Raw genomic sequence first — 24,482 nt, forward strand, 5'->3', positions numbered from 1 at the left:
TATTAATAATTACCCCCTTATTGACATGACAACAAACATCAAAAAGTTTTTACTTATTCTACCAGTTTTATGCTTTATTACCCAGGTTTATGGGCAAAATGAGCAAATTACCATACGTCAAAATAGTTCCCAAGATTTTAGTATCACAAGTGCAAATGGAATTCCTTTTACTGTTGTACTAGAAAACAGTAAAAAAGATGGACAATATCTTTTAGCCTCCGATGGTGAACTTGTATTCAATATGAGTGATATTACTCCCGAAAGTACTGCAAGATTAGTGTTTCAGAGAGGGATTTACGATCAGATGGAAGAAAAAGTGATGGTGCAGTATAGGATAGATGTTGAGTGGATTAAAGCAAGACTTGGGATTTCAGATGATCAATCAAAATTATTCCCAACACGTCCTATATTTGACGATCCGTCTTTAGAAAAACTTAAGCAAAAGGTTTATCAATATACCGAGACTCCCAAAAAAGAAGCGTATTTTAATGAGTGGATTGATAAAATAAACTATTCTTATGGTGTAGTTTTGTTTTTACGTGAAATGTATGCCGCGTCTAATGGAACCAGTAACGGACAAAGCCATAATTTCACTCCGGTAAATCTTTATCAGGCACTTCGTTTGTAGTGACCTTAAAATTCTTAATTATCAAAAGCATTTGGGTTATTTGTCGTAAAGGCCAAATTTAGATTTGTGATACCTTTAGAAAATTACTTGTTTTGATTTTGGAATTCTTCTAACTGTTTTTCCAACATCGATATCTTCTTTTCTAATTGTTCAATTCTAGGTTGAAACTCATCAATAGTATATCGTTGTTCTATGTGTTGAGGACAATTTACGTCCCATGCGTTGACCTTAATTTTGATAATTCGTTCAATAGAACTTATGTAGTTTTCGTCTTTTACAAGGTCCAATAGGCTATCATCTGGTTGGTGAGCAACTACTTCTCCCCAAATTTTGATACGCATCCTATTAGGATAATCCATCAGAAAAAGGTGTACTTTGTTATTGACATCAAAATTACCAACAGAGATATATTGTCTGTTGCCAGAATAATCTGCAAAAGCAAGATGTTTCTCGTCTAAAACCTTAAGAAATCCTTTTGGCCCACCTCTGTGTTGTATATAAGGTTGACCATTGGCATTTACAGAGGCCATATAAAATGAATTTCTAAGACTAATAAATGATTTTAGGTTCTCGGTAATAAGATGTTGCCAGTCTCTTTTTTCGGCCATTTTTTGGTAGGTTCCTCTAGAACCCATTTCCTCTTGTCTTTTTTTTACCTCTGGGCTAAAAGCAATATCACTTACAAAATCTTTACTCATGGTTACAGTTTTTTAATGGTATATGAGTAGTCTGTTTAATTGCGAATAACTTTCATTTTTTGGTTTGATACTAAGCTATAAGTTTAAAAATTAAAACAAGAACAGAAAGAAATGGTTATAACCATTTCTTTCCTTTCATTTTATCAAACAAGAAACTTATATCCTCTTCTGATCCCATGGTAACTCGAGCCCAATTAGGTTTTGTAGGCCAGCCCCCAGCAAGCAGAATATTGTTTTTAAGCATAAGTTCTTTATATGGTTTAAAATTTTTCACATCAAAATATACGAAGTTAGCCTCACTACCCAGGTAATTTAGTCCCATGGCGTCAAGCGCATTACAGAACTCCTTACGTATTTTGGTGTTGTTATTTCTTGATGTTTCTAAAAACGCATCGTCTTTTAAAGAGACAATGGCAGAGGCGACACTAAGTGAATTAGGCATGTTGCCCGGGAATCCTAATGTGAATTTTTTTTCCATCTCGGCTATAATTGATTCTGGTCCTAGCATAAAACCAATTCGTAAACCAGCTAAACCATATATTTTGGAAAACGTGCGAGTTATAAGAATGTTTTTTCCTTCGGTAATAAGCGGTGCCATTGATTTCTCTTTCCAGGAATTCATAAAATGAATGTAAGCTTCATCAACAAGTATGGTAGTTTTATCAGAAACCATCCTACAGAATGATTTTAGGGTATCGGTTTCTATAGCTGTTCCTGTAGGGTTATTAGGATTACAGAGGGTTAAAAGGCTTGTTTTAGGATTTATCCTGGATTCCATTTCTGTCAAGTTCATTTTAAAATCAGAATCAACTTCTACAGGAACTACGTTGGCACCGATCTTTCTGGCAAAAAGTCCGATCACATCAAATGTTGGGGAAGGCACAATTATTTGTTCCCCTTTACTTCCAAAATGAGTAGCTGTCCAAATTAGCGGCTCAAAAGACCCGTGCCCAAGTAAAACATTTTCAGGTTTTAACCCTTCTTGTTCAGCGATTAACTGTTTTAATGCGTTTGCATCATATTCATAAAATGTAGAATATCTGTTACTACGAAATGTAACTTGCTTGATTATATCTTCAACACTTTTGCTTGGACCCAAATGATTTTCATTGTAAAGTAATCTCCTAACCGAGTCGTTGTTATCAATTTGATTTTTCCTTGTATGGGCTGTGTCAGTTTCAGAAAAGACGTTCAGGGGGAGCAGGCTTAAACCTGCAGAAGTTGCTAAAGAATTTTTTAACCATTGTCTTCGATTTATTGTATCCATAATGTTTAAAATTTATGCTAAATCAACTAAAAATCAGAGATACAGTCTATCGAATTCATGAATCCAATAGGGATTTAATATTAAATTTAGGAGACTACTTTGGTTGCGTGTTTCAACCGATATTGCGAGGGCGTAGATTTTGTCAATGATTTAAACGCCACGTTAAAAGAAGAAAGGCTATTGAAACCAGAGTCTAAAGCAATAGCCAAAATTTTTGTATTCATATGACTACCTACCAGAAGTTCTTTGGCTTTTTCTATTCTGTACTCATTAATGAAGTTTGAAAAGTTTTTATTGGCGTATTTATTTATAATCATAGATATATCTCTGGGAGATAAATTAAGTTTTGCAGATAATGATGCTAGTTTTAAATCGGGATCCAAATAAAGAGCTTCACCTTCTATTAATTCTTTTATCCGGTTTAGCTGTAACTTGCCATCTTCTAGCGTAATATTTGAGTTTATGTATTTTTCTTTAGGATCTTCATAAAACATTGTTTTTCTGTCGAACGCTAAAAAGAGGATAATAAACATGAGAATTGAGAATGCAACGATACCTGCAGAATAGATAGGGATTAACTTAACAAATATTAATGTGTAAACTGTCCAAACTGCGCAAAGAGCATACACCAAAAGCTTATACCATTCTCTTATTTTTTTGTCTACTTCAATGGTTTTTTTTCGGGCCATAAATAAACTTGCAATTACATAAAAAAATGAGTGTGCCAGAATAAAACTATAGCTCAATTTCCAAAAATTACTATTGGTATCATTAGGGATTTTAAAGCAGAAAACGATGTAGAGTAAACAAGGGATAAAATGCGGTGCAGCCCACTTTAATTGAATTTTGGCGCTTACGAAAAGAGAACGCCCATATAGATATAGTAATGGGCCAATGGCTAAATTTGCTGCTAGCCCCAGGTTTTTAATAAAAACAGGGAGTTCTACAAAATTATAAAACACCGATTTGGTAATTCTTAACGTAAGTACAACTAGCAATATTCCTAAGATAGTATTCTGAATCTTTTTACCTTTAAGTAGATAGATACCAAAGAATAGACTTATCCCAAGTCCAATACCACTTATAATTGCTATTAATAATTTAATCACCATATTTTTGAAAACCTATCTATTAAGATAAAACTGCTAGATCATAGAATTTGAATTTCACTTTTATTAATTTGTCTCATTAGAAAACTTTTTGATTTCTTCTATGATAGGAAATACTTTTTTACCTCTTTCAGAAACATAATATTCAACTCTTGGAGGAATCTCTTTATATGCTTTTCTGATGAGTATTCGGTATTCTACCAATACTTTTAATTCCTGGATTAGCATTTTTTCACTTATTTCAGGAATTAGGCGTTTTAATTCACCGAATCGCCTTTTATCTTCACCAATTTCGTGAATGATTCGTAACCTCCATTTGCCACCAATTATCTTTAGAGTATTGTTAACTGGACATGTTTCTAAATTATTTTCATTTTTTTTTGCCTTCAAAACACCTTTAAATTTAAAATTTTTACCTAATAGTAGGTACCTTACCTTAAGGTAAGTACTAGAATATTAGTAAGCTAAATTATAATTTTGCATTGAATTTAAAAAATAGTAATAATGAATGCGAAGAAAATATTTGTAAGTGGGGTAACGGGATTTCAAGGAGCGGCAATCGCGCGACTTTTACTGGAGAGAGGCTTTAATGTATCATCCCTGGTACGCAATTTAAAAAGTGATACTATTGATAGTAGAGTAGAGGCAATTCCTGGAGAGTTCGAAAATGTAAATGAGGTATCATCTGCGTTAAGAAATGTAAATGGAGCCGTATTTACATTGCCGTTGATTTTTGATAAAGATAAGGCGATATCTATAACCAAAAATTTTATCGAAGCTGCTAAAAAGGAAAATGTGCCATTAGTTGTATTTAATTCTGGTTTTGATTTACCAAAAGAGAAAGCAAATTTACTTGGTGTAGATATCAAAGTGATCTTGAAAAAAGAGTTTGACGAATCTGGGTTAAACGTGATAACAATAAGTCCTGATATTTATTTAGACAATTTAACGGCTCCCTGGTCAATACCTTTGATTATCGAAAAAGGGATTCTTCCTTACCCTATTAAAGAAGGACAAAAAGTACCTTGGATTAGTCATACGGATCTTGCGAAATATATTACTGCTGCCATTGAGAAACCTGAGTTAGCAGGACGAACACTTTTTGTTGGTGGAAATCTTCTTGCCGGGGAACAAATAGCACAGGAAATTAGTGCCAAAATAAACAAGCCTGTACACTTTGTTAGCCTATCTCCTGATGAGTTTGAACAAAATCTAAGTCCTAGTTTTGGAGCAATAGCCGCCAAGGAAATTTCAAACTTATATCGTTTTTTAGATCTTAATATTGATAGAATCTTAGCCAAAGATTATAAAGCTTCTCAGGAAATACTTGATGTAACACCACAATCATTATCGGAGTGGGTTGAAAACATACGATGGAATTATTAAAAAAATAAGGTAACACTATATGAGGTTTATCTTGGCTATCTTAATTGAGAAAGTCAAGAAGATGTTCCTATGAATTACTTACTTATTGGTTTAGTTTAATAAAGCTTTGGTTATATATAAATTGTATTATATTGTGTAAAGAAATTAGAAATCATCAATAAATGTTTATTATAAATGAGTAAAGCATCCTTTATTAACGAATTAACCTTGCCAGCGGTAGCGGCACCCATGTTTTTAATCTCAGGACCTCAGTTGGTTATTGAGTGCTGTAAGAATGGAATTGTAGGGACTTTTCCTGCTTTAAATCAACGAACTTCTGAAGGTTTTGAAGAATGGCTTATTGAGATTAAAGAAGCTCTTTCAGATTTTGAAAAAGAAACAGGAAAAAAACCAGCGCCATTTGGTGTAAATCTAATCGTTCATCATTCAAACCCGAGATTAAAAGCAGATCTTGCTTTATGTGTAAAGCATCAAGTACCATTAATTATTACATCGCTAGGTGCGGTTTCAGAATTGGTAGATACGGTTCATAGTTACGGAGGATTGGTTTTTCATGATGTCATTAAAAAACGTCATGCCGAAAAAGCGAGTGAAGCAGGAGTAGATGGGTTAATCCTGGTGGCAGCCGGAGCCGGAGGACATGCAGGAACATTAAATCCTATGCCGTTCATTTCAGAAATTAAGCAGTTTTTTAAGAAAACGATATTACTTTCAGGATGTATCAGTAACGGAAGAGATATTGCCTCGGCAAGGCAGATGGGGGCAGATTTGGCATATATGGGAACTCGTTTTATAAATACAGAGGAGAGCAAAGCGCCAAAAGAATATAGAGATATGATAATCAATTGCGGAGCAAGTGATATTGTCTATACTGCCGCTATTTCTGGAGTTGCTGCAAATTTCTTGGGACCGAGTTTAGAAGCCATGGGGATTACCGAAGAGATGCTAACCCGAAAGACCAAAGTAGATTTTGGTGAAGAATTAACGGTAGATGAAAATGAAGCAAAAGCCTGGGCAACCATATGGTCGGCAGGGCAGGGAGTAGCCGCTATTAATGATGCGCCTAGCGTAAAAGATCTGATTGCTAATTTGAAAGAAGAATTTAGAAGTGCGATTCAAGAGCAAAACGAGCTATTAAAAACCTATGAATAATATAGGTATGATCAAAAATTGATACTGCTGCGTTAAACGTTAGAACATATCGGCCATGTAATGGGCCGTTTTAACCTTCTGTTGGGCTATTCTTACGAAGTGTTAGACACCGATAGTCTAAAATTGAGACGACCTTGTCTAAATTTTGACGTCTTAGGTCTAATTTTAGACCCTTGAGACTCAATTTTTGACTCTTAGGGTCTAAATTTGATTATATTAAGTCTAATAGAAGGCCTTTTTGGCCCAACAGAAGGTATTTTGCTTATAGAATTGTAATAGTGACAAAACGTTTTTAAAGCTGTTTACTTTTTTAGATACTGCGTTTATCACCTTTTTTTAGAATATGTCTTTTTCATCATTAAAACTCTTAAATTCTATCGGATTATTGCTGAAATCTAATACAAACATTGTCTGTTGCTCTCCTTGAGTTTCTTTATATCTTATCTGTGGTTTTACGATAAATTCAATTTTATTGGATGCTAAAGTATTTTTTATTTTTTCAAATTCTTCCGGTTTTAAAATGCACCCAAAATGTGGAATAGGTACATCTACTTCGTCTACTTTTCCGCAATAATCTAACGAGGAGGTTTTATCAGAAACATGTGCAGATAATTGATGTCCAAAAAAATCAAAATCAACCCAGTTATCAGTTTTTCGTCCTATTTTACATCCTAATATTTTGTGATAAAATTTGTACGTGCTCTGTATATCTTTAACCTTAAATGCTAAGTGAAATCTATTCATATCTAATACCCTTTTTTTAATGAAACAATATTTATCAATTCTTTCCCTTTTAAGAGGTTTTGGTAATTTGTTACTACAATGTCAGAAGCAGTATCTACATTGGTAATGGCTGCAATGTGAGGCGTGATTCTAATTTTATCATGCTGCCAAAAAGGATGTTCTATCGGTAATGGCTCTGTCCTAAAAACATCTAACAAAGCTCCTGATAAATGATTGTTATTTAATAATATAAGTAAATCTGAATCCACTAAATGTTCACCTCTTCCAACATTGATTAAATACCCATTTTTATTGAGTTGCTCTAAATGTCTAATGTTTAATATATTTTCTGTTTCCGCTGTTAATGGTAAAATATTTATCAAAATATCGGTATTGTATAAGACATTGCTTAAACCATCATGACCATGTAAGCATAAAATATTTTTAACAGATTTTTCTGATTTCGACCAAGCTTTGACTTTGAAACCGAGCTGTTCGAGTTTTACAGCAACATGAGTACCTATTTTACCCAGACCTAAAATACCTATACGTGTATTGTCTATTCTTTTATAAGGTTTTTGATCCCAAGGTTTTTGTTTTTCGTCAAGTTGATATTCAGGTAATTTTTTAAGGTGAGACATAATTCCGGCAAGAATATATTCAAACATATCTTGCGACAATTGATGATCAATAATTCTTGTTAGAATACAATCAGGAGAAAGATTTTGACTTTGAATAATATGCTCAACTGAAGCTCCAACAGATTGAACAACTTTTAAATTACTAAACTTTGATAATGCATTCTTATCAGGTTTCCAGCACAATGAGAAAGTTACTTTTTCAGGTTCTTCTACCTCTGGGTAAATTTCAATGTTCACCCCTTTTAGTTTTGACGCCAATGCATTCTGCCAAGGTTTTGGGTCTTTGTTGTTAAAACAAATTACGATACTCATAACTCATATATTTTTAACAAATTTCCGATATACTTACCATAATTAAAAGACGAATCGTTTGTCATAAATTAGTTTTACCTTTGAATCAATTAAATTTAAGCTATTAAATAATTGTTTCAATGATTGATGATATTGATGTTTCTATTTTAAAGCAATTACAAAAAGATGCTCGACTTTCTTTTGCAGAAGTAGGACGAACAATTAAACTATCTGCTTCAGCGGTTAGAGAGCGAATACTAAAAATGGAAGATACCGGTGTAATTAAAAAATATGGTATCGAAATTGACCATTCTAAAGTTGGATATGATTTAGAAGCCTTTATTTTGGTAAAAGTATTTCATGGAAAATTAAAATTACTGCTAAGTACAATACCTTCTATTTCGGAAATTGAAAAGGCTTATAGAATTACTGGTAATCAAAATATTCACTTAAAAGTGATATTAAAAAACCAACTTCACTTACAACAATTAATTGACAAGTTGATGCCTTTTGGAGATACTCATACACTATTGATTTTGTCTGACGTTTCGTCAAATGATTCGTAATTTTGCATGTATGAATCGTTGTGGCGTTTAGTCGCTATGATTTATACATCTTGTTACCCACAGTACTTTATCTTTCCCAATTTTGAAGTTGGTCGAGATAAAGATAGCTTTCAACAAATTCTCTATGTTCTAGACTTGTCATTTTCTCCAGTAGATTTAAGGCGGAAATATAACTGGCTAAATTTCCATTAGATGAGCTAAATTTTCCGTCTTCTACAAAAGCTACCAGACTGTCGTTTTGTACCTTTAAATTCGGATAGTCCTTTTGTAAGTTTTCTCCACCACCAATCCAAGTAACGATTTTATGTCCGTCTGCAATTCCTGATTTTCCGATTAGTTGAGCTCCTGCACAATTGCTTACCATATATTTCGTCTCTTGATTTTTGTTCCTAATGAATTCGATAATTTTTTTGTTGTTTACTTGTGCGTGCATATCATAGGCACTTGGCACGAACAAAGCTGTCAATTGTGGACAATTATCAAAAGAGTAATCGGGAACAAATTTCATTCCTTCTTCTGTTACAATTGGTTCATTGGTTTCCGCTATTGAGATGACATTAAAAAGCTGATTGCCATTCTGGTCCAATTTTGCAAAAACATCAGATGTAGCGATTACTTCTCCTTGCAAAACACCGTTATACATCAATAGTCCGATTGTTGGAAGTTCTTTTTTGTATGGTCTAATGTGTTTATCTTGGATATCCGTTTCGTTTTTAGCTTGACTCGTATGCTCGTTTGTAAGATTAGGGTTTGATTTCTCTGATTGGCAACCGATAATTGTTAGAATTACCAATAGTTTAAGTGTTTTTTTCATATTTAATCTGGTTTGGGGTAAAGGTCGATACTTTCTGAATGAAAAAACTTAATTAAGATTAAGAAATAGGTTTACTTTATTTTTGCTCTTATTTTACTAACGAATTCTGGTGACATTCCCAAATACGAAGCAATCATATATTGAGGTACTCGTTGTGTAAACTCAGGATTTTCAGATATAAAAAGACGAAATTGTTCTTCACCTTTCAGGCTGTAGATATATTCGATTCTTTTTAGAATAGGTATATAGGTTCGTTCCATTACTTTTCTAAATAATCGCTCGGTCTGTGGCACTTTATCACACAGTTCGTCAAATTTTTCTTGTGGCAGTTCGAGCAATTCTGTAGGCTCTATTGCTTGAATGTTTAGAGTAGTAGGTTTATTGGTAATCAAACTTTCATAGTCGGTAATCCACCAATTGTCAATTCCGAAATGTATAATCTGTTCGTTGCCTTTATTGTCAATATAAAACAAGCGAACACAGCCTTTTGTAATGAAAAATCTTGATTTGCAAAACTGACCGGCTTTTAGTAGAAATTCTTTTTTCTTTAATTTAATTGGTTTTAGGTAAGATTGAAAAAGGTTATTTTCTTTTTCTGAAAAAGTCACATATCTTTTTATATATTCAGTCAAATTTGGATTCATTCATTTTTTTATTTCGGTTTAGATTTTTGGTGTTGTGGGCAACGTTCCTTATATGATATGTTCGCTTCCCGAAGGGAATATGACCATATGAAAATAAGTAGCAAACGTGTTTTATTTCCATTTAGTTCTTAACTCAGTTCCAATAGGATATTTATCAGGGGTAAAATCAGGCATATAATATTTGCCATAACTACTATTTTTTAGAACCGAATCAATATCAATAAAAAACATATCATCCTTGGTGGTCATTGTTAGACGACTGTATACTCCATGGTCTTCTCCTTTATTCAATTCTATTTGCCACCAAAAATTTTCATGGTCTTCTTGGTCAATCACTTTTCTTAAACTTTTTATTTTTGCTGTGATAGGTTCTTTTAGAAAGTATTTTTGCCATTTTTCGGGTATCTGACTTAAGTCAAATTGTGAGGTAATAGAATCTTTAGTTCCTTTAACTAAATACCTTCCACTCGTTTTAGGTTCAAATCCAGAATTTAAATAATCTGCAAATCTTATATAATCATTTTCTTTTTCACTGCTCCAGACTGAATCATAAAAATCAGATAAAAGATATTTTTTATTTCCCCAAGTAACAATTTGGTATTCAGTTTTAATAGTAAGAGAGTCAATTCCGTACGGAACCTTAGTAGTAGTTGGTTCTGACTGCATATCCATAGGATATTGTATAAATTCCACTTTTTGAGGAATTAATATTAGTTTAATACTATCCAATTTATAAGTACCGAATACTTTCTTACTTTCCCCACCACCAGTGCAACCAAATAAATAATTTTCGTTTACAAAAGTACCATCACTTAATAAATCAAGTTTAAGTCCATTATTGAATCCGCTATAATGATAGCTTATGGTATCAATATTTTGTTCTGGAATATTTGTGTGATTCGATTTAGTTTTGGTGTTCGAACAACTAAGCGTTATAAGTATTAGTAGAAAGTTAATATATTTCAATTTTTCAAGAGTGTTTGCTAATGATTTGTATAAAGTAAGTAGGGCAGGGAAAAGGTGTTGAGCTTTCATAGACCACTAAATGCCTTATTTGTTATATACAGTGTTACCCGCCGCTGGCTTTTCTAATTTTTCATTCACGATATATTCAATCTTACCTTTTCCTATTATTGTCGCACCTTCCCTAAATTCAAACTCCATTCCTTCTGCTAAAGTATTTGCAAAATGGTCAGGTGACAAAATTTTTATTTTCGCTTTTACATTCTCATCTGGATTTACTAATTCTTTATTAATAAAAGTCAGTTGTCCAGAAGTCTGCATTTCGTCAAAATCAAATTTAACTTGTGGTCTATATCCAGATTTTGTAGGTGTTTTTCGCCCACCTTCTTCAGTCGTTAAATATCGAAGTTCGGCAATAAAGTCCACCTTGTTAAATTCTTTATTGTAATGATTGAGAATGTTGTTTAGGATTTTATCAAAGTCTGATTCGTTGCCAAACCTTGTTGAAATGTCTATTAGTTCAGCAATTGAGCTTCCTGCTTCTAAATTCCAAGCGTTTTGTCCGTTGAATTTATTCATATTTAATTTTTCAATGGTCAGTGGCGTTCCGAAAAAGGTTTTAAGTTCTCCTATAAATTCAACAATAAGAGTTTGATTCATGGTTGGCCAATCGTTCATTGCATTTAAAAACAATGTTGTAATGTCTTTTACCTTGTGTTCTTTTGTGTCAAGGTCAACTAAACTCCAAAGAGTGTCATATGTTTCTATTTTGTTGTCCACTTAGTTTTTTTGGTGCTCGTAGGTAATGTTTAATGTATAGTGTGTTTGCTTCCCAAAGGGAATAAGACTTCATACATTAGTGTTAGGTACTGTTTTCTTATTAATTATTTGTTTTAACTCCCTTGATGTAAAATTCTTCTTTTTCTAATTGTCCATTTTCAAGAAATTTTAATTGCCTTCCATGTAATTCATCATCTTGAAAATTTCTAATTCTGATAAGAGTTCCGTTATCATTCCAATCTTTCCATTCTCCATTTCGAACAGAAGATTGGAAGTTTAGATAATCTTTATATTTATGTTGATATTCTAATACCAATATTCCTTTTTTATTCCAGTATCTTTCATATCCATTTTGTTCGCCATCTAGGAATTCATATTCACTTTGTTTACCTCCGTTAAAGTAAAATTGAGTTGATTTTCCATTTAGCTTACCATTTTTTACTTCAAATATACTGGCAACTTTAGAACTGTCTTCTTCAAAAAAACTTATCCATTTTCCGTCTTTTGCGAATTTACCATCTCGACTTAACAAATCAGTTGGAAACTTGAACGGAGTATTGTTCAAGGAATCTACAGATTCATATTTCCAATAATTCTCATCGTTATATGTAGTTTGTTTTATTTGACTTTTTTGAGCGCTCAAATAAAAACTTGAAAACACAATTGATATTATTATTAATATTTCCCTCATTTGATTTTATAGTACCTAACGTCCCTTGTATGGTGCGTTTACATCCCTCAAGGAACATACGTACTATACAAATTGTTGTAAGTTGGCTTTATTTTTTTTACAAAGCAGTAATACCTTCTTTCCATAATTACTTTCAGAATTACACCATTCCAGCTTTCTAATTATTTTTTCAGGAACTTTTATACTGTTATAAATTTTAAATCCAAATTTTGAGTAAAAATTCAATAAATTTTCAAATGGTAGGCACCAAATATTAGATTCCCCAAATGGTTTCTTTTCACATAAATTCTGAACTATGTTTTCAGCAACTCCTAAACCTCTAAAATTGGGAAAGGTATAAATTCCTCCAAGTTCTGCATTATTGTCATCAATTTTCACCAATCTACCAAGTCCAGCATTTTCATTTTCAACTTTAGCAATAACAATATATTCATTTTCATAATTAGATTCAACAAAATCAATTTCATTGTATTTTGCGTTTATCCAATCTAACTCATGTTTTTCAGCATGTTTTATAGTTACTGTTTTCATATTTACATCTCCTTTGATCAGCTTATACGCAACGTCTCAGTGCATGAAACGTAGCGTGCAAAAAGGTACTAACTTTTCGAATTAACACAGAGCCGAATTTTTATATTTTGTTTTTAATTTTTCTATTCTAAAAGCCAAATTTAAAAATTTGGCGGTTTTTGCAAATAAACACAAACCTTTCGGTTTAGTACTTATTAGCTATGTTGTATACACCGTGTTACAGCCAGTTTTTATTTACTAATTCAATTGTAAAGCAACATCCCATAAGTCAAAATCTCCACTATAATATTTCAGTGAATTGCCACAGTGAACGATTACAGTTTCTTTTTGGGGGATAATGTAAATATTCTGTCCTAGGTTCCCATTTGCATAGTAATGAAAAGAACCATCTTTATTTACGTGACCCCACCATTGGTAATTATAATAAATTCTTTTCTCACTTCTTCCAAACCATTTTGGGTATATATCTCTAGGAATTGATTTGTTTTCTCTAGTTGATTCAAGAACCCAATCCTTTGATATGATCTGATCGCCATTCCAATTTCCTTCTTTTAGCATTAACTGACCGAAACGTGCATAATCAATAGCTCGGGCAATCAAACGACTTGGCATATATTCAAAATTTGATTCTTCGCTGTCTATAGAAAAAAGTGCATCATACTCCATTATTTCTGACCACAATTTCTGCTCTAAATAATTGGATACAGTTAATTTAGTAGCTCTTTCAAGAATTAATCCCAGATAGCTTGTATTGTAATTAGAATATTGAAAAATTTTCCCCGGTTCAGAAGAAACCTTTACATTCTCAAGTAGTAGCTTTCGAACATTAGGGTGGTAGTAACCAACCGCTTCATCATGCCAAGGAGAATGAATGTTAGTGAAGGGTATATGACTGGTATTGTACTCAAGTCCAGAACGCATTTCGAGTAAATTTTTGATAGTTATTTTTTTAAAGCGTTCATCACGCTCTAAAAGTTCAGGGATGTAATTTGTTATAGGGTCATCTATACTTTTAATTAGACCATCATCAATAGCAGTTCCTATTAAAAATGATATAAAAGATTTTGCTACAGATTGAGAATGAAAATAGGAATCTCTACTAAAACCATTAAAGTATTTCTCATAAATGATTGTATCTTTTTGTATAACAATAAGTGCAGTAGTTTGAGACTGAATGGCCCACTCATCAAAACTATTAAATCCAGTTTTAGTTACTAGTTCCTCAAATAGTGACTCAACATACTTCTCTTTAGGCTGAGAAATGAATGTATTGGTACTCTTCGCTCCCTGAATCTCGTGATTTTCAAAGTTCTTATAATCATAAACATCTGCGACATTCATTGTTATAAGTCGATAAACATAGGTAGGTGTATATTGAATGGAAAGAAGTACTAAGAGGAATAGGACTAATGAAAGTATTGTAAGAAATATAATTTTTAGTTTTTTTCTCATTTAAGTTTTTTACTATTTATAAAGTATTTAGGGTATTGCCTATAACGGTTAGTGTATGAGTAGTAGCGCATTTATACTCAACTAACTTTTCAGTTTAGTACAGACCCTTGTTTTTATAGTTATACTTTCCCTTCATCACTTAAACCGCTATTACTTATACACATTGTTAGCAACTGGTTATGATTTTTCGTTGTTATATTGTTCGATTAACAACGGGTTTAATGATGCGAACTATTGAGTATCCAATTATTAGACCGACAATAGAAAATATCACATCATTTTTGTCAAACACATTGTTTCCTCCTAGGTTGTGAATTTTAAATTCTTGAGTGAGCACATATATTCCAGCCAAAATTAATGCTACTGCATATACTAACTTCGTTCCAATTTGTTTGTCGGGACTAAACACTTTAATATTTAAATAAAGTCCTAATCCGGTCAAAATCAAAACTCCAATAATTCCTTCAAAGAAATTGGGTAACGATAAAAGAGTAATTTTTATCCATTCGGAGTAGTTTCCTTCTATGATAGAAGGTCTAATAAATTTGAAAAAAATGAAAAGCACGATAAGAACAATTTGTATTCGCGCTAATTTTAGAATATCATTCATTTTTTCTTGTTGCTAATGGTTGGTATAAGAATAGTTGCGGGTTTGCGTGCGAGGATTTTCCGAAGGAAAATCAGACGTAGTAAACTTGCAACTACCTTTAGTTAAGCCCAGAATTGAGCAATTATTTTTATACATTGTTGTAAACAGTTATTTTTTCCGCAATGTATTTCTCAATTTGTTCTTTATCTGTTTTGTTTTTTAATATTAATAATTCGTTGTTTTTATGTGTCCGATAATTCATTAAGAATTTAGTTTTTCCACTTCGAGTCAATTCCGAGTATTCAAATCGGTTTGGGTCAAACTTATCGCTTATCAATTCCGTTTTTTGAGTTCGGTCAAGAATTTTCTTCAGTCGGATTATTTTTCCGCTTTTCTCGTCTATTTTTAATTCTGAGTAGTAAATCCAAGAGGCAAATCGATAAATTGTGTATCCGATTAAAGTCAAAATCGCAACAAAAATTCCGATTCCAATTCCGAGAAACCAAATCAGAAATATGAATGAAGTAGAAGTCCAAATCAATAGTTCTGTCCAGTTAAATGGAATTCTATCGCTCAACGTGTGAACGTGTCCATTTTTGGAAATTCTAAAGTAGTCTTCGCGTTCGTTCATAATTGTTTACAACGTCTCGTATAAGAAACGTGGGGCGGTTGATAAGCGATACGTTTCGGATTGGTAATAAGCCAAATATAATATTTTGCTTTTATCTTTTTTGTTGAAAATGCCAAATTTTATATTTGGCGACTTTGTAAAGAAAGACAGACTTTCAAGTTTAGCCTAAACCGCCCTATGTTTTTTATACCTTGTTGTATGGCGTTTTACTTATTCTTCAATTCTATTTTCCGTCCGTCTAAATCTTGAATAACTGCTATTATTCCCCATTCAGTTTTTTTAATATCAGATTTTATTATCCAGTCAGTTCCTCTTAATCTATCAATAACAGAACTTAAATTAGATATGTCAAACCCTAGCCTAAGATTTCCATCCGCTTTTGTCATTGATTTGGTCAAAGGATAAATCTCGAAAACAAATCCATTGTACTCACAGGCATAATGATAGGGACCTTTTCCGTGTTGATGATAATCAAATTTAAAACCAATTTTCTCATATTGAGTTTTTAAAAGTTCTGGATTACTCGTTCTTATTACAAGAAGGTTAAGGTTCATTTTAAATATCAGTTTATTATTTAAGTAATTATTTTTCTTTTTTGTCTCAAGCTATAAATAATTCCAATTATTAGTCCTATTAGTCCACCTAAATAACTGAAATTATGCATTGAACCAACCATAATAAAGCTATCAAAATCATTTAAGTGCTCAGGTAAATTCCAATTGGGTCGATTGTCTGTCAAAAATGATTTTCCATATACAAGTCCAGTAATCCCTGTTATTAGAGCAATTACTATTGTTAGAAGAAATGCTTTCATTGTCGTTTTAAACATCATTTTTCCATTCTTGTGTATCAGCCCAACGAATCCTAGAATTACTCCTATAATCATTCCAACCCACCAAGTAGCTAAAGTTCCGACAATACTTGCTCCAAATCGTGGGTTATCTAATATAATTTCAGGTTTTTCTGTTGTTCCTATGTTTTGTCCTAACCCCCAATTCTCTAGTCCGAATTGAATGAATTTAAATTTTGAATAATATTCTTCAGAGATTGAATAAGTAATCTGGTCGTGTAAAATTCCATAAACTCCGCCTAAAATTGGTGCAATTATTAGAATCAATATTAGAGCTGTAAATTTATTCAAAGAGTTTGTTTTTTAATGACATACAACGTCGGGTGTATGAATCGTTATGGCGAAGCCACTATGATTTATACACCTTGTTAGCGGTTTTTTTTACAATTTTATTAATTCGTCAGTTGTTTCATCATAAATCAGCGTACTAGGTTTAGGTTGCCAACCTTCCTCGTTAGAATTATAGGAAAAATAAATAGAATATTTATAACCTCCGAGGTGTTCTAACTTGTATGGCCGATAATTCAATTCAGCGTTATTAATGGTCCATTTTTTTGATATAATTTCTGGTCTTCTACCATATGTTTTGTTTACAGTGTAAAAGTCAGAAATTGAAGTAAAAACAAAGGTGCAATTCCCAACTTTTTTGAAGTCATAAAGCTCCTCAAATTCTTTTACAATTCTCTCTTTACCATAGACATCCCTATCAATAATTAAATATTTATCATTTTGCCAATAGTATGTATAACCAAATTTAAAATCTTTATCTGGTCTTTCAATTCTAGTAGACATTATAGATTTTATTTCTTGACTTGTTGACTCTTCAACTGATTGCTTAATTTTCATCATATCTATTGTTTGAATTTTCCATTGGCAATAGTTCTCATTATATACAATGTAATTTTGATTAGATTTAATTTCAGGTAAGTTTTGGATCGCGTACTCCACAAGTTTTAATGTTGTTTCTGCATTAAATTTTCTCGAAACTTGTCGAATTACGATTGATTTGTTTCTTAAAAGTGATTTTTGGTCAGTCGAACCATTCCAAGTATATTCAATAGCTCCTTTGTCATAGGAAATAAAATAATCTGATTCACATTCGCCAGTATAATGATGATTAAAATCTAGAAAGATTTGATCTTTATATCCTAGTTCAATAGCTAATTTTTCAGCCAATTGTCCATAAATAAAAACTTTATTAATTTCCTCGTATTGATATCCTGTTTTAATTCTGACTTTGATATTCCCATAGTCTTTAATCATCCAGAAATCTTGATGAGCAAAAGTGTTTTGTATAGAAAATATAATAATTATGGATAGAAGTGTTTTTTTCATCATTTAAACTTTCAAATTTTCACGAAACTACATTAAACTTCTTCTGAAGAAAATCTATATTAAGTGAAATGATCATTTGAATTAGTAAGAGTATTTTTTATTACCCCTAACGTCTCTTGTATGGTGCGTTTGCTTCCCGAAGGGAGCAAATGAACTATACAAATTGTTATGCTTTTTTTAATAATTTCCAATTCTCCAATTTAGGTCAATTTCTTCTAAATCCACATCTGGGTATTGAAATTCGGATTTTATAGTTTGCAAGTCAATTTCTCTTTTTTGAGGGTCTATTATTAACCATAAAGTTTCGTCAATTTTATTAAGATTTTCGTTTATAGTTTTCTTTAATTCGCTTTGAAGATACTTACTGTAAATCAATCCTACAGCAAAACCTTCGTCCATACCTCCCCATGGATAAGCAATTTTAATATTTCTTGTCTAAAGTTCATAAGGTCATTAAACATCCATCCAATATGAATTGGTCTATTCATTCTACTTTCAGGGGGATTTTTATATAACTCTTTTATTTTGTCGAAAGCACATGTAATTAATTCTTTATTTACATCATATTCTCGATCATTTAGAAATTCTCCTTGCTCAAAATATTGTATATCAGATAATTTATTTAAATGTTGGGAACGATTTAATTCTTTTTTTCTTCCTGACAGGAAGTATTTCATCTGCACCAAAGGATTCATATGTTTTTTAGAAAGACCAAAAGCATCTAACAATGAGTTTAGTTGCTGTCGTCTAATAATACTGGGTTTTTCATTTAATCTGTCCGAGTTTGACCACAAATATTTATAATCAAGATATTTATAAAGTAAATCTTTCCCAGTCATTTTTCATTAAGCATAACGTTTAATATATGTATCGTAGCAGAACAAAATGTTACCTTACGTTTTGATTTTTCTGCGCATTGATTGCTAATTTTTCCATTCTGAGAGCATTGCGCCTTCATAAATATAGAACAACCCACCGATTAATTACTTTGCTGCTATGATCATATATTGTGTTAGCAATAGTTTTTATTTTTTCAGTTCAATTTTAATCTTGCGATTCCTTTCGGATTTAGAGTTTCCAAACCCACTCGCTTCTAGAGTCAATTTATTTGGATTCAGCTTGGTAATTTTGAGTGGTATTCCATAATCACTGTAAATTAGAATTAAATCATTCTTTTCCAGTTCATAGTAATATGATTCACTTAAAGTATCTTTTAAATAGAAGTCTAATTTCCCGTTTTCAGTAATTCTTAGTTTTGAGTGTTTGTCCAATTTAGCATCATCATAATTTGTTATATAAAGTGGATATTCACTCAAAGAAGTTACGTTCCACTCTCCAATTAATTCTTCTTTCTTATGATAACAACTTAAAGTTATGGTAGAAAATAGAGATAATAATATCAAATTTTGGAGTTTACTCATTATAGTATTATTGCTAATAAGTGTATATAATTACTAAAGGTAACTATATTTCTTATATATGGTGTTGTAACTGTTTGTAACTAATTTTAAGTGTTTACAAACACTTAAAAATTAGATATATTATAATATTTACTACAGGTATGAATGCTTTTCTGTAAAAAAAAGTTACTTCCCGATACAGAAATTTGCAAAAATATTACCTAATAAATCATCACTAGAAATCTCGCCTGTAATCTCACCAAAATGATATAGAGCCTGTCGAATATCTATAGCCATTAAGTCACCAGATAGTCCTGAGTCTAGCCCATATTGAACTTTTTGTATTTCCTCAAGAGCTTTCAAAAGTGCATCGTAATGTCTGGTATTGGTCACAATAGTTTCGTTATTACGAAGTGCACCTGTGTTTACAAAATCTAAGAGTTTGTTTTGTAATTCTTCAACACCCAAACCAGATTTTGCAGATAACAAATGAATATTTTCAATTTCTGAAACCATATGATCAATCTCGTTCTGCTCAAGTTTGTCTACTTTATTCGCAACAATTACCAAAGGTTTTTGTGGGTACTTATTCTTGATTTTTCCAATTTCAGTCTTTAAGTCTTTTAGACTATCTGGGGTAAGTAATGAGCTATCGACCAAATAAATCACCACCTTTGCCTGCTCTATTTTTTCAAAGGTTTTTTGTATCCCGATACTTTCAACTACGTCTTTGGTGTCTCGTATACCAGCGGTATCTATAAATCTAAACCCTATACCTCCAATAGTAATTTCATCTTCAATCGTATCTCTAGTTGTTCCTGCTATATCAGAAACAATAGCTCTTTCTTCATTGAGTAGGGCATTAAGAAGTGTAGATTTTCCAACATTGGGTTCTCCTACAATAGCTACCGGAATCCCATTTTTAATCACATTTCCTACAGCAAACGAATCTATCAGACGTTTTAAAACATTGGTAATTCTAGCTATGAGTTCTTTAAATTGGGTTCTATCGGCAAATTCAACATCTTCTTCTGCAAAGTCGAGTTCTAACTCTATAAGAGAGGCGAAGTTAAGAAGTTCGTCTCTTAGTTTTTTAATCTCATTAGAGAATCCTCCTCGCATTTGTTGCATGGCAATTTGGTGCGAAGCCTCAGAGTCTGAAGCAATCAAATCGGCAACGGCCTCTGCTTGTGACAGGTCTAGTTTTCCATTTAAAAAAGCTCGTAATGTAAATTCTCCGGCATCTGCCATTCGGCATCCTTTACGAAGTAAAAGTTGAATGATTTCTTGTTGAATATACGTAGACCCATGACACGAAATTTCTATAGTGGGTTCTCCGGTATAGGAGTTGCTCCCTTTAAAAATAGAAACCAATACTTCATCTAGTACACGTTCTTCATCTATGATATGACCTAAATGAATGGTATGACTTTTTTGTTTCTTTAATTCTTTCCCGCTTATAGACCTAAAAAGAGGAGAGCAAATAGTAATAGCGTCTTTTCCTGAAACGCGTATCACTGCAATAGCACCCGCTCCAGAGGGTGTCGCCAATGCTACTATGGTATCTTGTGAAATCATATCGTTTACTGAATGGCAAAAATAGAGATTAATATATTCACTTTAAACACGCAAGATCAAACTTTTTTTGAGGTGTTGTTTTTCTTTCCTATCTTGTAAAGCAAAGGAGATAAGCCACTTAAGAAATTAGTGTGTAACATCCCTCTTGGGGAGAGAATAAGAGAAAACTGGTCGAAGGATCAGATGGTATTGGAATACGATGTTGTAGTTTGACTGTCTACAGCATTTTTTGACAGCTAATTTAATGTCTAACCAATAATAAATAATTCTTATTCGTATGAATTTACACAACACAAACTCAATTCACTCTACGAAAAGGTATTCTTATTCCGCACTAGGAATACTCATTTGCACAGTATTTTTATTAATGCCCCTTATCAATTGGGCGCAAACCGATCCTTTGCCAACACGATACAAAGATGTAAACTTGTCTTTATGGACAAAGGGAACTAGTGGTAGTGGTGGTAAAAGTAATGCCGAAATTTTAACAAAAACGGTAACAGAACCAGGAGCAACATGGTTGCGTTTATTTTTTGAAGATATCAACCTAGGGAAAAATAGTTCCCTTACTATCACTTCAGAATTAGACGGGGGAACGCAAAAGTTAACTTCAGCTAATATTAAAGACTGGAAAAACACCAGTGCTTATTTTAATGGAGATAAAATAACGTTACGACTTTATGTTGCCAAAGGAGAAAATTCTATTGGTCTCAACGTAAAAGAGCTGGGTATCGGGATTAAAGATCCTAACACAAAATCTCAGTGTGGATCTAATGACGATAGGGTAGACTCTACCGATGATGCTATCGGAAGAATCGTTCCTATTGGATGTACGGGTTGGATCATTACCAACGGAAGATTAGTAACAGCTGGTCACTGTATAGGTAGTCGTGCACAGATTATAGAATTTAATGTACCGAAATCTAATCCAGATCGTACTATCGTACACCCTGGGCCAGAAGATCAATATCCTATTGGTAATTTTGTTTCTCCATATCCTAATAGTCCAAGCCAAGCTAATGACTGGGGTGTTTTTACAGCTAGCGCCAATACTCAAACTGGACTTACGCCAATTCAGGCGCAAGGAAAATCTTTTAATGTGGTGCAATCTGCACCTGGTAATACAATTCGAATCACTGGATTTGGAACTGATACTGGTATCGATAACCAAACTCAGCAAACACATTCTGGGCCTCTTTCTTCGGTGACCAATACTTTTGTGCGTTATAGAGCCGATACTACTGGAGGAAACTCTGGTAGCCCGATTATAGATGAGGCGACAGGTAATGCAGTGGGAGTTCACGCCTATGGAGGATGTTCAGGTTCTGGGGGATCAAACTCTGGAGAAAGAGCTACAATTCCTGCCTTTTGGGATGCTATGGGATTGGGAACAACTCCACCGCCACCACCAAATGAAGACTGTTCTGGGAATGTTACATCATATCCATTTAGTGAAAGTTTTGAATCTAATTTCGGGCAATGGGAGCAAGCCAGTTCTGGAGATGATTTAAACTGGTCTAGAAATTCTGGAGGTACGCCTTCGAGTGGAACAGGACCAAGCAGCGCAGCAGATGGTAGCACGTATATCTATGTAGAAGCTTCTGGAAACGGAACGGGGTATCCCAACAAAAGAGCAATTTTAAATTCACCATGTTTGAATTTTGGAAGTCTATCTGATCCTAATCTAACATTTGAATATCATATGTTAGGAAGCGCAATTAACAGTTTGACCGTTGAGGCAAGGACCAATAACTCAGGAAGCTGGGCAAGTGTTTTCAGCAGAACAGGAGAACAAGGAAGTAACTGGAATCAAGCCAGCGTAGATCTTTCTGCTTATGCAGGAGAAAGCAGCGTTCAGCTTAGATTTAATGTAGTTACAGGTTCTGGAGGAAGCGGATGGCAAAGTGATATTGCTATCGATGCCGTGAGTATACAAAATGGATCTAGTACTCCACCACCTACTTGTAGTGATTTAGACTTCAACGATTTTCAAATCGTAGGATTCTCGAATCAGGATGCTGCAGGTAATTCTTCTGTTGGAGGAGGAGGGGCTTCCTTAACTTTAACTAACAATACCTGGAAGTATATTGCATTTAATTATACAGTAACTCCAAATACGGTTATAGAATTCAATTTCAGTAGTTCTTCTCAAGGAGAGATTCATGCTGTTGGTTTCGAAGATGATAATACCTTAACATCGACCAGATATTTTAAAGTTCATGGATCTCAAAATTATGGAGTGACCAATTATGATAACTACTCTGGTGGTACTACCACCTATGTAATTCCTGTTGGTAACTTTTATACGGGAACCATGGATAGGTTAGTCTTCATAAACGATAATGATGCTGGATCTGGCAATAATTCTACCTTCTCTAATGTAAAAGTTTATGAAGGATCTTGTGGGCAATCTGCTTTGGCAGAGCGTGCTGCAACTTTAGAAAATGTTACTCCGGTTCTAGGTACCGAAGATGAAGGCGATTTATTTGGACTTCGTATTTCTCCTAATCCAACAAAGGATGTGTTTTCTATCTATTTAAGTGGATTTACCAAAGGAAGCACAAATGCTTTTGTTTACGATATTCTTGGAAGAAAACAAGCGCAAATCACCTTACAACCTGGCGAAAACAGAATTTCAACGCGAAGTTTGTCTCTGGGACAAGGTATTTACATGATTAAACTGGATACTAAAGAAAAATCATTAACTAAAAAATTAATTATAAACTAGAATAAATTAAGTAGGGCATTAGATTGATTAAAGAGTTATCTGTAAAAGGATGACTCTTTTTTTTGTGTTTAACTTTTACCTAATTGATTTGGATGTACAAAAGCAAATCTTTTGTTAAACATGAATTAGGAGGGTAACGTTATCTTGAGGTCGTATATAAACATTAAATAGCCCACTTTATCCTAGGTGTAGAGGTTGTTTAAAAGACATAAACCTTGAGTGTCTTTAAATGTTCAGGGGACTCATAATTAAAACCTTATAAAATGAAAAAAAACAAAAAGATCAGTCTTTCTTTAAACAAGAAAGTAATTACTAAACTTGAAGAAAACAGTATTCGAGGAGGTCAAGCTTATGGTATTTCTTATCATAATGGACAAGGAGAATTATTATACGATTGCGCTTCTCACTTTGGATGCGGTCCAGAAAGTTTAGAAGCAAGTTGCCCCATAGGATAACGATAACAGTCTCTTATCAAGGCATAGATCAAAATTGATCTATGCCTTTTTTTTTGCCTTATTATGAAAAATCTAAGCCAGGTCTTATTTTTTAAAAAGTTCAACTAAAAATGTAACAAATTGCTATTATTTTCGTCATATAAGTATATTTGCTAATATTTTTAGCAAATAATTCAATCATCAATCAAAAAACAAAATCATGAGACAAGACAAATCATTATTGGTAATCACACATTTATCACAGTTGCTGGATTTAGTTACCGGTTTCGGTGGGTTTGTGGTTCCTCTTATTCTTTGGCTAACCCAACGTGAAAGGGTTTTGGCTATGGATGAACATGGGAAATCTATTATGAATTTCCAGATCAGCATGTTTATTTATGCACTTATTTGTATTCCTTTAGTATTACTATTTGGTTTAGGGATTTTAGGGTTTATTGTAATTGGTATTTTGTATTTAGTTTTTCCAATTATCAATGCGATTAGAGCGAGTAACGGTGAACAACCTTCGTATCCACTTTCGATAACTATTATTAAATAAAAAAAAGGGCAGTATTTACTGCCCTTTCTATTGCAATACACA

Annotated in this window: 29 protein-coding genes; 7 read left to right on the top strand and 22 right to left on the bottom strand. The window is 33.0% G+C overall.

Features of this window, described 5'->3' with window-relative positions; all coding sequences use genetic code 11:
* The first annotated feature begins 25 nt into the window (after positions 1-25).
* On the top strand, positions 26-628 hold the full coding sequence (locus M0D21_RS17970) for a hypothetical protein (protein ID WP_248332082.1): 603 nt from the start codon (positions 26-28) through the stop codon (positions 626-628).
* Between the two features lie 83 nt (positions 629-711).
* Here the strand turns inward: M0D21_RS17970 and M0D21_RS17975 are convergent, their stop codons facing one another.
* From M0D21_RS17975 to M0D21_RS17990, 4 genes are all read right to left on the bottom strand, one after another.
* The gene (locus M0D21_RS17975) at positions 712-1,326 is read right to left on the bottom strand and encodes a pyridoxamine 5'-phosphate oxidase family protein (protein ID WP_248332083.1); all 615 of its coding nucleotides are present in this window, start codon (positions 1,324-1,326) and stop codon (positions 712-714) included.
* 115 nt (positions 1,327-1,441) lie between these two features.
* Complete coding sequence (locus M0D21_RS17980; RefSeq protein WP_248332084.1) at positions 1,442-2,593, bottom strand: pyridoxal phosphate-dependent aminotransferase; 1,152 nt, start codon at positions 2,591-2,593, stop codon at positions 1,442-1,444.
* A gap of 86 nt (positions 2,594-2,679) precedes the next feature.
* Complete coding sequence (locus tag M0D21_RS17985) at positions 2,680-3,705, bottom strand: helix-turn-helix domain-containing protein (RefSeq protein ID WP_248332085.1); 1,026 nt, start codon at positions 3,703-3,705, stop codon at positions 2,680-2,682.
* Between the two features lie 63 nt (positions 3,706-3,768).
* On the bottom strand, positions 3,769-4,092 hold the full coding sequence (locus tag M0D21_RS17990; protein ID WP_248332086.1) for a winged helix-turn-helix transcriptional regulator: 324 nt from the start codon (positions 4,090-4,092) through the stop codon (positions 3,769-3,771).
* Positions 4,093-4,206: 114 nt separating this feature from the next.
* Between M0D21_RS17990 and M0D21_RS17995 the strand changes: the two genes are divergently transcribed.
* Together M0D21_RS17995 and M0D21_RS18000 are read left to right on the top strand one after the other, a co-directional pair.
* Positions 4,207-5,088 (top strand): SDR family oxidoreductase, encoded by an 882-nt coding sequence (locus M0D21_RS17995; RefSeq protein WP_248332087.1) that lies wholly within the window; start codon positions 4,207-4,209, stop codon positions 5,086-5,088.
* Positions 5,089-5,262: 174 nt separating this feature from the next.
* A complete protein-coding gene (locus M0D21_RS18000) occupies positions 5,263-6,240 on the top strand; it encodes an NAD(P)H-dependent flavin oxidoreductase (protein ID WP_248332088.1) in 978 nt (325 codons plus the stop codon).
* Positions 6,241-6,576: 336 nt separating this feature from the next.
* Here the strand turns inward: M0D21_RS18000 and M0D21_RS18005 are convergent, their stop codons facing one another.
* Together M0D21_RS18005 and M0D21_RS18010 are read right to left on the bottom strand one after the other, a co-directional pair.
* Positions 6,577-6,984, bottom strand: a complete 408-nt coding sequence (locus tag M0D21_RS18005; RefSeq protein ID WP_248332089.1) for a VOC family protein — start codon at positions 6,982-6,984, stop codon at positions 6,577-6,579.
* A 2-nt stretch (positions 6,985-6,986) separates the two neighbouring features.
* Positions 6,987-7,916 carry a 2-hydroxyacid dehydrogenase gene (locus M0D21_RS18010; RefSeq protein ID WP_248332090.1) on the bottom strand — a complete coding sequence of 310 codons (930 nt, stop codon included), beginning with the start codon at positions 7,914-7,916 and terminating at the stop codon, positions 6,987-6,989.
* Between the two features lie 119 nt (positions 7,917-8,035).
* Here M0D21_RS18010 and M0D21_RS18015 point away from each other — a divergent pair, with 119 nt between their 5' ends.
* The gene (locus tag M0D21_RS18015) at positions 8,036-8,461 is read left to right on the top strand and encodes an Lrp/AsnC family transcriptional regulator (RefSeq protein WP_248332091.1); all 426 of its coding nucleotides are present in this window, start codon (positions 8,036-8,038) and stop codon (positions 8,459-8,461) included.
* A 67-nt stretch (positions 8,462-8,528) separates the two neighbouring features.
* Here the strand turns inward: M0D21_RS18015 and M0D21_RS18020 are convergent, their stop codons facing one another.
* The 16 genes from M0D21_RS18020 to mnmE all read right to left on the bottom strand — a co-directional run bounded on the left by M0D21_RS18020 (position 8,529) and on the right by mnmE (position 20,719).
* Positions 8,529-9,275: a DJ-1/PfpI family protein gene (locus tag M0D21_RS18020; protein WP_248332092.1), complete on the bottom strand. Its 747-nt coding sequence runs from the start codon at positions 9,273-9,275 to the stop codon at positions 8,529-8,531.
* Positions 9,276-9,346: 71 nt separating this feature from the next.
* Entirely contained in the window at positions 9,347-9,919 is a 573-nt protein-coding gene (locus tag M0D21_RS18025; protein WP_248332093.1) for a Crp/Fnr family transcriptional regulator, read from the bottom strand.
* 111 nt (positions 9,920-10,030) lie between these two features.
* Positions 10,031-10,954, bottom strand: coding sequence for a hypothetical protein (locus tag M0D21_RS18030; RefSeq protein ID WP_248332094.1), 924 nt, complete (start codon positions 10,952-10,954; stop codon positions 10,031-10,033).
* Between the two features lie 15 nt (positions 10,955-10,969).
* Positions 10,970-11,662 (bottom strand): EF-Tu C-terminal domain-related protein, encoded by a 693-nt coding sequence (locus M0D21_RS18035; RefSeq protein WP_248332095.1) that lies wholly within the window; start codon positions 11,660-11,662, stop codon positions 10,970-10,972.
* Positions 11,663-11,762: 100 nt separating this feature from the next.
* Positions 11,763-12,305, bottom strand: a complete 543-nt coding sequence (locus M0D21_RS18040; protein WP_248332096.1) for a toxin-antitoxin system YwqK family antitoxin — start codon at positions 12,303-12,305, stop codon at positions 11,763-11,765.
* Between the two features lie 111 nt (positions 12,306-12,416).
* Positions 12,417-12,884 carry a GNAT family N-acetyltransferase gene (locus M0D21_RS18045; RefSeq protein ID WP_248332097.1) on the bottom strand — a complete coding sequence of 156 codons (468 nt, stop codon included), beginning with the start codon at positions 12,882-12,884 and terminating at the stop codon, positions 12,417-12,419.
* Between the two features lie 237 nt (positions 12,885-13,121).
* Positions 13,122-14,336: a serine hydrolase domain-containing protein gene (locus tag M0D21_RS18050; RefSeq protein ID WP_248332098.1), complete on the bottom strand. Its 1,215-nt coding sequence runs from the start codon at positions 14,334-14,336 to the stop codon at positions 13,122-13,124.
* 193 nt (positions 14,337-14,529) lie between these two features.
* Positions 14,530-14,946 carry a hypothetical protein gene (locus tag M0D21_RS18055; protein ID WP_248332099.1) on the bottom strand — a complete coding sequence of 139 codons (417 nt, stop codon included), beginning with the start codon at positions 14,944-14,946 and terminating at the stop codon, positions 14,530-14,532.
* Between the two features lie 127 nt (positions 14,947-15,073).
* Entirely contained in the window at positions 15,074-15,556 is a 483-nt protein-coding gene (locus M0D21_RS18060) for a hypothetical protein (RefSeq protein ID WP_140596067.1), read from the bottom strand.
* A gap of 206 nt (positions 15,557-15,762) precedes the next feature.
* Entirely contained in the window at positions 15,763-16,110 is a 348-nt protein-coding gene (locus M0D21_RS18065; RefSeq protein ID WP_248332100.1) for a VOC family protein, read from the bottom strand.
* Between the two features lie 20 nt (positions 16,111-16,130).
* Positions 16,131-16,697 (bottom strand): hypothetical protein, encoded by a 567-nt coding sequence (locus M0D21_RS18070; protein WP_248332101.1) that lies wholly within the window; start codon positions 16,695-16,697, stop codon positions 16,131-16,133.
* 90 nt (positions 16,698-16,787) lie between these two features.
* Entirely contained in the window at positions 16,788-17,744 is a 957-nt protein-coding gene (locus tag M0D21_RS18075) for a hypothetical protein (RefSeq protein ID WP_248332102.1), read from the bottom strand.
* Positions 17,745-17,918: 174 nt separating this feature from the next.
* Positions 17,919-18,140 (bottom strand): hypothetical protein, encoded by a 222-nt coding sequence (locus tag M0D21_RS18080; protein ID WP_248332103.1) that lies wholly within the window; start codon positions 18,138-18,140, stop codon positions 17,919-17,921.
* Positions 18,119-18,580, bottom strand: a complete 462-nt coding sequence (locus M0D21_RS18085) for a hypothetical protein (RefSeq protein ID WP_248332104.1) — start codon at positions 18,578-18,580, stop codon at positions 18,119-18,121. Before M0D21_RS18085 ends, M0D21_RS18080 begins: the two co-directional genes overlap by 22 nt.
* Before the next feature lie 186 nt (positions 18,581-18,766).
* Entirely contained in the window at positions 18,767-19,162 is a 396-nt protein-coding gene (locus M0D21_RS18090; protein ID WP_248332105.1) for a hypothetical protein, read from the bottom strand.
* A 165-nt stretch (positions 19,163-19,327) separates the two neighbouring features.
* Positions 19,328-20,719, bottom strand: coding sequence for a tRNA uridine-5-carboxymethylaminomethyl(34) synthesis GTPase MnmE (gene mnmE / locus M0D21_RS18095; protein ID WP_248332106.1), 1,392 nt, complete (start codon positions 20,717-20,719; stop codon positions 19,328-19,330).
* A 367-nt stretch (positions 20,720-21,086) separates the two neighbouring features.
* On the opposite strand from mnmE, the gene M0D21_RS18100 reads away from it, so the two are divergent.
* From M0D21_RS18100 to M0D21_RS18110, 3 genes are all read left to right on the top strand, one after another.
* Entirely contained in the window at positions 21,087-23,447 is a 2,361-nt protein-coding gene (locus M0D21_RS18100) for a T9SS type A sorting domain-containing protein (protein ID WP_248332107.1), read from the top strand.
* 263 nt (positions 23,448-23,710) lie between these two features.
* On the top strand, positions 23,711-23,902 hold the full coding sequence (locus M0D21_RS18105) for a class I lanthipeptide (RefSeq protein WP_248332108.1): 192 nt from the start codon (positions 23,711-23,713) through the stop codon (positions 23,900-23,902).
* Positions 23,903-24,101: 199 nt separating this feature from the next.
* A complete protein-coding gene (locus M0D21_RS18110; RefSeq protein ID WP_248332109.1) occupies positions 24,102-24,440 on the top strand; it encodes a DUF4870 domain-containing protein in 339 nt (112 codons plus the stop codon).
* Positions 24,441-24,482 lie beyond the last annotated feature (42 nt).

Origin of the sequence: Aquimarina acroporae, from assembly GCF_023195925.1 — a bacterium.
Taxonomy (GTDB): domain Bacteria; phylum Bacteroidota; class Bacteroidia; order Flavobacteriales; family Flavobacteriaceae; genus Aquimarina; species Aquimarina acroporae.